The sequence below is a fragment of the Ruegeria sp. A3M17 genome, from assembly GCF_003318255.1.
GTDB lineage: Bacteria > Pseudomonadota > Alphaproteobacteria > Rhodobacterales > Rhodobacteraceae > Ruegeria.
Map to the genome: position 1 here is coordinate 163174 of NZ_QOCF01000004.1, position 11488 is coordinate 174661.

General features: G+C 56.4%; 8 protein-coding genes. 6 read left to right on the forward strand and 2 right to left on the reverse strand.

The features are described from left to right. Positions 1 to 1956: a bifunctional 2',3'-cyclic-nucleotide 2'-phosphodiesterase/3'-nucleotidase gene (locus DS906_RS02165; protein ID WP_233494651.1), complete on the reverse strand. Its 1956-nt coding sequence runs from the start codon at positions 1954 to 1956 to the stop codon at positions 1 to 3. Between the two features lie 413 nt (positions 1957 to 2369). Here DS906_RS02165 and bioB point away from each other — a divergent pair, with 413 nt between their 5' ends. The 6 genes from bioB to DS906_RS02195 are packed head-to-tail and all read left to right on the forward strand — an operon-like array spanning position 2370 to position 7752. After that, positions 2370 to 3350 (forward strand): biotin synthase BioB, encoded by a 981-nt coding sequence (bioB, locus tag DS906_RS02170; RefSeq protein WP_113788614.1) that lies wholly within the window; start codon positions 2370 to 2372, stop codon positions 3348 to 3350. Beyond that, positions 3347 to 4480 (forward strand): 8-amino-7-oxononanoate synthase, encoded by a 1134-nt coding sequence (locus DS906_RS02175; protein ID WP_113788615.1) that lies wholly within the window; start codon positions 3347 to 3349, stop codon positions 4478 to 4480. The genes bioB and DS906_RS02175 overlap by 4 nt, the downstream gene beginning before the upstream one ends. Further along, positions 4477 to 5097 carry a dethiobiotin synthase gene (bioD, locus tag DS906_RS02180; protein WP_113788616.1) on the forward strand — a complete coding sequence of 207 codons (621 nt, stop codon included), beginning with the start codon at positions 4477 to 4479 and terminating at the stop codon, positions 5095 to 5097. Before DS906_RS02175 ends, bioD begins: the two co-directional genes overlap by 4 nt. Continuing rightward, positions 5094 to 6380: an adenosylmethionine--8-amino-7-oxononanoate transaminase gene (gene bioA / locus DS906_RS02185; protein ID WP_113788617.1), complete on the forward strand. Its 1287-nt coding sequence runs from the start codon at positions 5094 to 5096 to the stop codon at positions 6378 to 6380. The genes bioD and bioA overlap by 4 nt, the downstream gene beginning before the upstream one ends. Then, positions 6377 to 6997: a pimeloyl-ACP methyl esterase BioG family protein gene (locus DS906_RS02190; protein WP_113788618.1), complete on the forward strand. Its 621-nt coding sequence runs from the start codon at positions 6377 to 6379 to the stop codon at positions 6995 to 6997. Before bioA ends, DS906_RS02190 begins: the two co-directional genes overlap by 4 nt. Then, the gene (locus DS906_RS02195; RefSeq protein ID WP_113788619.1) at positions 6994 to 7752 is read left to right on the forward strand and encodes a methyltransferase; all 759 of its coding nucleotides are present in this window, start codon (positions 6994 to 6996) and stop codon (positions 7750 to 7752) included. Before DS906_RS02190 ends, DS906_RS02195 begins: the two co-directional genes overlap by 4 nt. Positions 7753 to 7758: 6 nt before the next feature. Here DS906_RS02195 and DS906_RS02200 read toward each other — a convergent pair whose 3' ends face one another. Next, positions 7759 to 11319, reverse strand: coding sequence for a PA14 domain-containing protein (locus tag DS906_RS02200; RefSeq protein WP_113788620.1), 3561 nt, complete (start codon positions 11317 to 11319; stop codon positions 7759 to 7761). Positions 11320 to 11488: the final 169 nt, after the last annotated feature.

Genomic DNA, 11488 nt, shown 5'->3' on the forward strand with positions numbered 1-11488 from the left:
TTAAAGCTTGATGCGGAACGCTGCGAAACCATCGGTGGCTTCGCCTGCGTCTTCGATCACCACTCCTTTGACGTCGCTCATATAGTCGCGCGCCTTGGGGCCGGTTTCGAAAAGCACCGTGGTATCTGCCAGCGGGGCGAAGGACCAGTTGGCGTCCGCTTTTGGATCGATTGTACCCTGCTCAACAATATAGCGCACGATGACGTCGCGGTTGGTGTCTGGGGCCTCGAAAACAATCGTGTCGCCCAATGCGCCCGGGAAGGACCCGCCGCCAGATGCGCGGTAATTGTTGGTGGCGATGATAAACTCCATATCATCCGTAACTGGCGTGCCGTTGAAGGACAGGTTTACAATCCGAGCCGCATCTGGGTTAACCTCTTCACCTTTTGGTCCAAATCGCGAGGGCTGGGACAGGTCGATCTGATAGGTCACGCCGTCCATCACATCAAAGTTGTAGGATGGGAACTCTGGGTTCAGCAGGATTGCATCGGCCGAGCCCGGCTCAACCTGATTGAACATACCTGCAGAACGCTCCAGCCAACCCCGGACCTGCGCGCCGTTCACGCGAACCGCCCGGACAGTGTTTGGATAGAGGTACAGGTCAGCCACGTTTTTGATGGCCACATCGCCCACTGGAACATCGGTATAATACTCTGGCCCACCACGGCCACCGGCCTTGAACGGGGCGGCGGCTGATAGGATGGGCAGCCCTTCGTGCTCGGTGCCCTTCATCATCTCTTCAATATACCATTTTTGTGCGATCGACACGATTTGAACCGACGGATCATCTGCGACGAGCGCGAAATAGCTGTGTAACGGCGCGGACGTCTTCCCAACGGCGCGGCGAACATATGCCAGTGTTTCGTCGTGATCTTTGGCGACCGAATCCAGCACGGTCTGGTCGTCGCCCACCAGCGCGGTGATCGTACGATCTTCGTTGCGCTTTGAGATAGGGCGCGCCTCGGACGTCGTTGTTACAACGCGCCATTCATTCCCGTCGCGTTCCAGCAGCAGGTCCAGCAGACCCAGATGCGATCCCCAGAAACCGCCCATGACCGCTGGTTTCCCCATAAGCGTGCCTTTTTCGATGTCGATACCCGGGCGATCCGCGAATGTAGCCGAGGGAAAGACCAGGTGATTGTGGCCTGTGACCAGCGCGTCGATGCCCTCAACACCGGCCAGCACGACTGAGGCGTTCTCCATCCCATCAGTGTGATCGGCCTCACCGATGCCCGAATGAGAGAGGGCGATGATCAGATCACAGCCTTGCTCTTGCATCTCGGGCACATAGGCTTGCGCCGTTTCAACGATGTCGCGGGCCTGAACGTTACCTTCCAGATGCTTGCGGTCCCAATTCATAATCTGCGGCGGCGTAAACCCAATGACGCCAACCTTGATCGGATGCTTGGTGCCGTCGCCCATTTCTATTTCGCGGTCGAGAATTGCGTAAGGCTTGACCAGGGTCTTATCATCGCGTGGCCCCGCGCCTTGTTCCTTGGCGATATTAGCCAAAACGACCGGGAAATCCGCACCGGCGAGTGACTTTTCCAGAAAATCCAAACCGTAATTGAACTCGTGGTTGCCCAAAGTAGCGGCGTCATAGCCCACGGTGTTGAATGCGGCGATGATCGGATGGCTGTCGCCTTCTTTCATGCCGCGCTCATAGGCGATGTAGTCACCCATTGGATTGCCCTGCAAAAAGTCGCCATTGTCCACAAGCAACGAGTTGGTTGCCTCTGACCGAATGTCATTGATGATCGAGGCGGTGCGCGACAGGCCTACTGTGTCGCGCGGCTTGTCTGCGTAGTAATCATAAGGGAAGACATGCACATGGATATCGGTGGTTTCCATGATCCGAAGATGCGCCTGATTGTCGGCAGCAGCGGCCGAAAACGGGTGCAGGGTGATTGCGGCGGCGCTGGCCGTGGTTGTGGCAAGGAACTGGCGGCGAGACATCGAAAAATGGCTGGAGGAGGTCATTCGGAACCTTTCAATATGTTTGCTAAAGCGCCTTCTGCATGACTTACAAAACAATCGTGTGACACTGGTATCCAACGCGTTTGCAGCGGCGCGGCGCATGCGGGAATGTTTGGTACTGATGCCCATTGTGATCTGCTTGCTCAATCATGGCAATATATGTCGAATTGAGACGGAGGATTATCGCGCGTCGCATATTGTGGAAATGGCGGCAGCCGCATTGGGGCAGAATGCTCCGCATCGTTTGCTAAAGCGGCGCTGGTACGCTGGGCTATCGCAAGCATCCGCGTTTTTCCGCCTGAGTGACGTAGATGGTAGAAACTGGTTGTGATAACGATCTTTATCTATAAAAGAACGGGTAGCCATGAGAGTTCTCGAAAAGTATCTATAAAATGAAAAATACCTCCCCGATATGGTCCCGCGACGCTGCCCAAGCTCTGTATGACCTTCCGCTGATGGATTTGCTGTTTCGCGCGCAGACAGTGCACCGCGAAAACTTTGATCCCAACAAGGTCCAGACATCGAAACTGCTGTCGATCAAAACGGGTGGTTGTGCCGAAGATTGCGCCTATTGCTCACAATCAGCACGGAACGGATCAAAGCTGTCAGCCTCAAAACTAATTGAGGTTCAGCGCGTTCTGACCGAAGCCCGCAAGGCCTGCGACGGCGGGGCGACCCGTTTCTGCATGGGCGCTGCGTGGCGCGAACCCAAAGATCGGGATATGGATGCGCTTGTTGCCATGGTCGAAGGTGTGCGCGAGATGGGGATGGAAACCTGCATGACCCTTGGCATGCTGGACGATAATCAGGTGATCCGTTTGCGTGATGCCGGGCTCGACTATTACAACCACAACATAGACACGTCCGAGCGTTACTATCCCGAAGTCATCACCACACGCACCTTTGCGGACCGCATTGACACGATGAACCGCGTGCAGGAAGCGGGTATAAAGGTCTGTTCCGGCGGTATCCTCGGGATGGGGGAAGAGGTTCAGGACCGTGTCGATATGCTGGTCACATTGGCCAATATGAACCCGGCACCGGATTCGGTGCCGATCAACATGCTGATGCCGCAAGAAGACACGCCTTTGGCAGACGCCAAGCCGATCGATCCGATCGACTTTGTAAGGGTCATAGCCGTGGCACGGATCATGATGCCACAGTCTTATGTAAGGCTTTCCGCCGGGCGCAGCGATATGAGCGAGGAATTGCAAGCCATGTGCTTCTTCGCAGGTGCGAATTCCATATTTGTTGGCGAAACTCTTCTGACGGCAGAAAACCCCGAAGAAGACACCGATGCCATTTTGTTCGCAAAGCTTGGGCTGCAGGCGGAAACATCGGCCGAAAAATCCTGCCTGGATGCTGCTGAATGAAGGCACTGAGTCGGTTGAACTCGATGCTTGAACTGTTGGACACCCGGCACCGCCGCCGGGTGTTGACACCGCCGCGCGGTCTGGATTTTGCGTCCAATGACTACCTTGGTCTGGCGCAATCGTCACTCCTGCGCGATGCCGCGCAAACGGCATTGGCGCAGGGCGTGCCGCTGGGATCTGGTGGTTCCCGTTTGTTGCGGGGCAATCATCCCGAACATGAGGCGCTTGAAAACGAGGCCGCCGCCTTTTTTGATGCTGAGGCTGCTTTGTTCATGGGTGGAGGTTTCCAAGCCAATCAGGCGATTTTCTCGACCCTTCCTGCCGCCGATGATCTGATCCTTTACGATGCTTTGGTTCACGCAAGCGCGCTTGAAGGCATGCGGATGGGACGCGCCCAAACATGTGCTTTTGCTCATAATGATGTGGCCGCAGCGCGTCTGGCCATTGAGGCGTGGTTGGCAGAAGGCGGGCCTGGCCAAATCTGGATCGCAGTAGAAAGCATCTATTCCATGGAGGGCGACATTGCGCCCTTGGCCGCGCTGTCTGATCTGGCCTGTGAACACGGTGCCATTTTGGTCGTGGATGAAGCTCATGCGACCGGAGTATTTGGCACTAATGGTAAAGGTCTGGCGCATGGCCTAAAGGCTGAGTTGTTGACGCTGCACACTTGCGGCAAAGGGTTGGGGGTTTCGGGCGGATTGATTTGCGGCCGCCGGGTGATGATCGAAACACTGATTAACCGCGCGCGCCCGTTTATCTTTGCCACGGCCCCATCGCCCTTCAACGCGGCCCTTGTTCGCGCTGTTCTGCAGCATCTTCAAGCAGATAGTTTGCTAGCCCAGAGTGCCCTGTCCCGAATTCGCCACGCGCATGCCGTTGCACGTCAGATCGGAACACCCCAAGAGGCACTGAACAGCCAGATTATCCCCATTATTCTGAGCGATGATGCCAAAACCATGGAAATGGCCGCAACGTTGCAGGCCAAAGGTTTTGACGTCCGTGGTATCCGGCCGCCGACCGTGCCACGCGGCACATCGCGTCTAAGGGTGTCGATCACCGGCAACGTAGGAGCTGATGACATCAGCGCTCTGTTCGAAACACTGTCGCATCAACAGGCGGAGGCGGCATGAGCGCTGTAATCGTAACAGGTACCGACACCGGTGTCGGGAAAACGGTTTTTGCTGCGGGCCTAACGGCCGCGCTTGGCGCAACCTATTGGAAACCGGTGCAATCCGGGCTTGAGGATGCAACGGACACAGAAACCGTCGCGACGCTTTCCGGTGCTGAAATTTTGCCGGAAGCCTATCGCCTGAACATGCCAGCCTCACCCCATTTGTCGGCCGAGGACATGGGCGTCGAGATTTCGCCGGATCGGCTTGCGCTGCCGCAAGTCAACGGGCCCTTGGTCGTCGAGGGGGCAGGCGGGATCATGGTGCCGCTGAACCGCAAGACCTTTTTCCTTGATGTTATCTCGGTGTGGCAGGCACCCGTGGTTCTTGTGGCGCGGACCGCATTGGGCACGATCAACCACACAAGCCTGTCCCTGATGGCCTTGCGGGGCGCAGGTTGCAACGTCGTCGGTGTAGCGTTCGTAGGCGACGCTGAGCCGGAGGTTGAACAGACCATCGCCGAGATGTGTCAGGTTACCCATTTGGGACGCTTGCCGTATCTTGAAACCCTGACGCGAGAAACGCTGTCGGCTGCCTTCCATGCGATCGACACCGCAACAATTCGGAGGGTTCTGTGACCGCTCTGGAGTTTGACGCTCGCCACCTGTGGCATCCCTATACGAATGTTCTGAACCCCGGCCCGATGCATCTGATCACCGAGGCCGAAGGGGTGTGGCTGACCCGAGACGACGGCACACGGATGATCGACGCAATGTCGTCGTGGTGGTGTGCGGTGCACGGGCATCGTCATCCGGCCATTACGGCTGCGATGCAGGAACAGCTGCAGCAAATGCCCCATGTCATGTTCGGTGGCCTGACGCATCAACCCGCGATTGAACTCGGTCGCAAGCTGGTCGGGCTGTTGCCTGACGGGCTGGATCGCATTTTCTATAGTGACAGCGGGTCGGTCGCGATTGAAGTCGCATTGAAAATGGCCGTGCAGTATCAGATGGCGCTGGGTCACACGCGGCGCACGCAATTTGCGACCGTTCGCGGCGGCTATCACGGGGACACATGGAAAGCGATGAGCGTTTGCGACCCCGAGAATGGGATGCATGGGCTGTTCAGCGGCGCGCTGTCGATCCAACATTTCCTGCCACGCCCGCCGATATCGTTCGATCAGGAATGGACGGATGATCCAACCCTGAATGGGCTGGATGCATTAGCAGAGCTGCTGGAAACCAAAGCCGATCAAATCGCGGCCCTGATCCTTGAGCCAGTGATCCAGGGCGCGGGTGGTATGTATTTCTATCACCCCAAGTGGCTAAAAGGCGCGCAAGACCTGTGTAAATCGCACGGAATTCTTGTGATTTTTGACGAAATCGCGACCGGGTTTGGCCGCACGGGCGAACTGTTCGCGATGCATCATGCTGAAGTGGTTCCGGACATCATCTGCCTGGGCAAAGCGCTGACAGGTGGCCATATTACTCTGGCCGCGACCGCCACGACTGAGGATGTCGCGCGTCGAATTGGTGAAAGCAAAGCCAGCGTTCTGATGCATGGCCCGACCTATATGGCCAACCCGCTGGCCTGTTCTGCCGCAGTGGCCAGTTTGGACCAACTATCGGTTAGAGATTGGCGCGCCGAAGTGCACGCGATCGCCGACCAGATGAAGCAAGAGCTTGCCCCCGCACGTGAATTGCCAGGCGTTGCCGATGTGCGCGTGCTTGGCGCGATCGGGGTCATCGAAATGGAGCAATGGGTTGATCCCGCGGTTGCGCATGCGCTGGCACCCGATACCGGAATTTGGTTGCGCCCGTTTGCCCGCAACATCTATTGCATGCCGCCTTACATCATCTCCGCCGACGAATTGAGCCGCGTAACATCGGCCATGATCTCCCTGGTCCGAGGCCTGTCATGAAACAGCAGTGGCTATCGCGGTCGGGAACGGAAGAATTGATCCTGATTTTTGGCGGTTGGGCGCTGGGGGCTGCGCCTTTTGCTGGCCTTTCAGGGCGCGGTGATGTGCTATTAGTCGACGACTTCCGCCACCTTGACGATCCTCTGCCTGACATTGCGCAATATGATCGCGTCAATTTGATTGCCTTTTCTTTCGGCGTCGCATCTGCGGGCCATTGGCTGGCGCAAACCGGATATTTCCCTGATCGGCTGATTGCTATCAGTGGCACGCTATGCCCTGCTGACCCCGAGCGTGGCATCGCGCCGGATATGATCCGCGCCACGGCGGATAACCTGACCGAAGCCAGTTTAGCAAAGTTCTGTCGCCGCGCCGGATTGAATGGACCGGTTCCCGAAATTGACATGGAGGCCGCGCAGGCAGAGCTTCACGCCGTGATCGACCGTGGTGGCGCACCCGAGGTGGCATTTGACCGGATTTGGATCCCCCAGCGGGACCGTATTATCCCGCCCCCCGCGCAAGAGGCGGCATGGGCGCATCAACAGTCTGCCGCGCGTGACATAGCCACCCCGCATGTCCCGTTTCGCGATGGTCAGAACTGGCAGGAGTGGGTCGCATGAACGTGCAGATCGCGGACCGCGTCCAGCGCAGTTTCAGTCGCAGTTTCCGCAGCTATCACGGCTCGGCCAGCCAGCAAGCCAAAATCGCGGATCGGCTGGTCGATGAGATGCGGGCCGGCGGCGCGCCGCATCATTTCGCGACCGGATTGGAATTTGGGTGTGGTACCGGCCACCTCACGCATCGGATGTGTAGCGCATTCGATATTTGTCAGTTGACGGTCAATGACCTGTCGCCCGAAGCAGCTGAGACCGCAACATCGGTCGGCGCGGATTTTTTATGTGGTGATGCCAAAACTGTTGAATGGCCATCTCAGCCCAATTTGGTCATGTCCGCATCCATGATCCAATGGCTGTTCGATCCCGTAGCCTTTTTGCAAAAGGCGGCCAACGCATTGGCTCCTGGCGGGTGGTTGGCGGTTTCAGGCTTTGGACCGGAACAATACCGGGAACTGGTGAAAGTCGGCTCCACTGCCAAGGCGCCGGGCTTGTGCCGATCTGAAGATCTGGCCGCGGCGATCAAAGGCCAGTTAGAGATAATCAGTTGCGGTGAAAACCTTTCTGAACTGCACTTTGATACGCCCCGAGGCGTTCTCAATCATCTTCGAAAAACTGGGGTCAACGGGCGCGCGCAGAAGGTCTGGACCAAAACCAGTCTTGCCCAATTCACGGAACAATATGTCCGTCACTTTGGCGGCGATAATGGCGTGTCCCTGACATATAACCCGATATGGATTGTGGCCCGCAAACAAGGTTGAATGCTGCTACCAATCAATGCGCTCATAGGCTTCGGTCTCGATACACGAGATCTCAGAGCCCGGGTTGGTCAATACCGCTTCGGCCATGACATCACTGTCGGTTTCCCCGTCACTTTGCGCAAAATCCAAGTGCCACAGCGCCGGCGGTTCAACCTGTATTGTCGCAGCAAGCGTTTCGGACAGATCAGGGGCAAGGTCCTTTGCAATTTCATCTGTCTGCCCGACGTCCAGCGCAAAGGGAATCTCTGAGGACAATTGCGCCCCGTTAAATCCGGTGTCCGTCACCGCGATTTCCCCTTCGATTGCGCCTTCAAATCCAGGGGGTGGAGATATCTCAAGAAAGTCGAGATCCCAGCCAGACAGATCCGCCGAACCGCCATCTGTCATCAGTGAATTCTCACCGCTGATCAGCAGCGTATTTGGTGGCAGCCCTTCCAGAGATACGGCAGCATGATCGCTTGCTTGGTCCAACTCGATTGCGACTTCGACCGTCCCGTTTTCGTCGACTGTTGGTCGTGGGTCAGCCTGCAAAAGCTCGCGCCCCGTTGTGTCCGGCCCGTCCCATTCCAATTTCAGCCCCGCACGGCCGTAATTCTCAAAATATCGGACTTCGATATCATAAGTACCCGGTTCCAGGTCGATTTCTCCGGACCGCGTTCGGAACCCATGCAGACCATCATTGTCCACGATCCTTATTCCGTTGACAAAGACGGCTACGCCATCGTCCGCACCGGCAAAAAACGTGTAGGAACCGCCTTCTTCTATTGTGATTTGACCTTCGAGTTTTGCCCCAAACGTATCCCCTGAACCGCCTTCCCAGAATGAGCTGCGACTGTTTTCATAGTTGATTTCAGGCACAAATTCCTGATGTGTCGGCTCAGCGGACCAGTCGATGTCGTCCAACTCTGACAACCTGCTGTCCATGTCAAAATAACTGGCACGGAATCCGCCCACCATTTTGGCATCTGGTGCGGGCAAGTCAGCCTGAGTTACTTCGAAAGTCAGGTATTGTACGCCGTCGTGACTGCTGTTTTCACCGGTTGGCGTAGAATGATGCAGGGCTGCTTCGACCGTTCCCTCAAATTCTGGCGGCGGTGTTACTGTGATCATTCCACCTTGCCAGCCTCCCATCTCTGCGATCCCGTCCGCGTTTGCCGCGAATGCGGTTCCGCCAGTCTCGATAATTGTCCCGGTGGGCAGACCTGTCAGTTCGAACGTGGTTTCCTCGGTCACGCTGAGCGTTCCCATATCCACATCAATGGCCAGCGGCATGCCGGATACGGTTTGGGCCTCGGACATGTCCGGGGCTGTAACCCTCTCTCGCCCATCAAGACCTGGGCCTTCCCATTCAAGTTTCAGTCCAGCCCGTCCGTAATTTTCGAAGTATCGGATTTCGATCGAATGTGTTCCCGGTTCAAGCTCAATTTCACCTGTTCGAGTTCGAAACCCGTGCAGCCCGTCATTTTCAACGACGGGTTTGCCGTTGATTACCAACATCGCACCATCATCGGCGCCCAGAAAAAAAGTGAATGTTCCGCCTTGCTCAACCTCGATACTGCCATTGATCTGGACGCCGAACGTGTCTTTCGCGCCTCCATCCCAGAATGTGTCGTGACTGTTTGCGTAGTTGATTTCGGACGTAACCTCTTCATGGGTCGGTTCTGCGGTCCAGTTGATGTCTTCCAGTTTGGAAAGACGATGATCAACGTCGAAGTGTTTGGCGTGAAACCCTGACGAAAACGTCATCTCGTACGTATCCGCCACATTGACAGTAAAGCTTTCGGTCTGACGCAACCCGCCGTCGTCGATCACTGTGACATCAACAGTGACCGAGGGTGCCACTTCATAATCCAACGCAACACCGGGTTTCAGACGCAGTTCACCACCGATGACTTCGAACCGGTCATCCGAGATTTGGAACCTATGGGTATCGCGCTGATCCGGATCCTCGAAACTGAGCCGCCCCACGACTGCACCGTCGACATTTTCGGCCACGGTCTGCTCTGCGGCGGTCAGTGTGATGTTATCAACCAGGGCGTCGTAGGTATCATTATGGCCCTCAGGTTCGCGCAGTTTCAGCGTATCCTGTCCTGTTCCAACGACCTGCAGTTGGAACGTTTCCCAAACTGCGGATTGCGGGTCCAGTTCCGCCACCAGATTGCCGTTCCAATAGACCTCGACTGTATCGGTTCCACCTGCGAGGCGCTCACGCAGGTCAATGCCCAGATCATAGAGCTGACCATCCTCTGTTTGGACGACCTGGGAAATACTGTCGACGCCCCGTCCATGATCCATCTCAAGCAGCTGATCGCCATCGGACGCTTTCGTACCGCCTAGATGATCCCAAATTTCCAATCCGTGCGCGTCTTGCCAGGACCCGCTTTCATCCGAGCCAAAGCCTTTCCACTTGCCCATATCCAAATCAAATTCTTCGAAACTGCCATTCTGAATGAGGTTTTTAGCACTGTGGCCCAGCACCAGACCCGTCGGACCCTCGTTCACATCCTGAACGTCCACGATGAAACGCTCGGTCAGGGTGGCCCCGCCAGCATCCGTGACGGTGACGTCGACCTCTATCTGTGCCGCTTCCTCATGATTCAGCGCAATGCCAGGCTTTAGCTGCAACTTGCCGTCCACGATTTCAAAACGGTCGTCCGAAATGTCAAAGCTGTGCGTGTCCGACGCGTCCGGGTCTACGATGGAAATGTTCCCGATCACCGCACCATTGGCGTTCTCGGCAACAGAAGTGTTGTCCAGCTCCAGATCTGCCGGACCCTCGTTCACATCCTGAACGTCCACGATGAAACGCTCGGTCAGGGTGGACTCGCCAGCGTCCGTCACGGTGACGTCGACCTCTATCTGCGCCGCTTCTTCATGATCCAACGCAATGCCGGGCTTTAGCTGCAACTTGCCGTCCACGATTTCAAAACGGTCGTCCGAGATGTCAAAGCTGTGCGTGTCCGACGCATCCGCGTCCACGATCGAGATGTTTCCGATCAATGCCCCATTGGCGTTCTCGGCAACAGAAGTGTTATCCAGGGTGACCTCTTGCGGAGCATTGTTCTCGGTCTGCGTGTCGGTTGGTATTGCCGGGGCTGCATCCAGACTGGGTACGCTTGGCAGCTCTGGACGAGAGACCGGGCCGCTTACATGGGTATTTCCCACACCTTCTGTTGTTTGGGGCGTTGAAATTGCGACTCTGAATGCTTCCACCCCAGCCGCGCTTTCGGCAATTTCCATCGCCTCTGCCTTGGTGTTCTGTGCAATTGACCCAGCCAACGTGTTCGTTGAATTAAAGGTATGGGCGACGGGATCAGTGTTTGTGACGTTGCCGGACTGTTGCGCATGCACGGTGCGAGGGCTCAACTCGTCCGGGGCACCCTCGTTCCGAATATTCCGCGCCAATGTCCCAGAGAATTGTTGGCCTGTGTGTAACGAACTGCGCGTCGGATCTTCGCTTGGCCCGACAACATTGCGGGAAAGATGAGAGGCGATCTCGTGTAGTTCGTCCATATCGGCCTGTGCAGACCCTGCGTGAAAATTCAGGTCGTTCTCTAGTTTACCCATCGCACAATTCCCCAAACAACAGCTGATTCATCGTATTTGGTAACACGCGCCCGCCGATAACGGGCAACTAAACGCCTAAATTTAAAAGTAAATCTTAGGAATGATGCGCCGGGGAGTTAACGGGTCGTAAACGGAAACTGACCACTCCTGCTGAAATGACCAAGGGGGT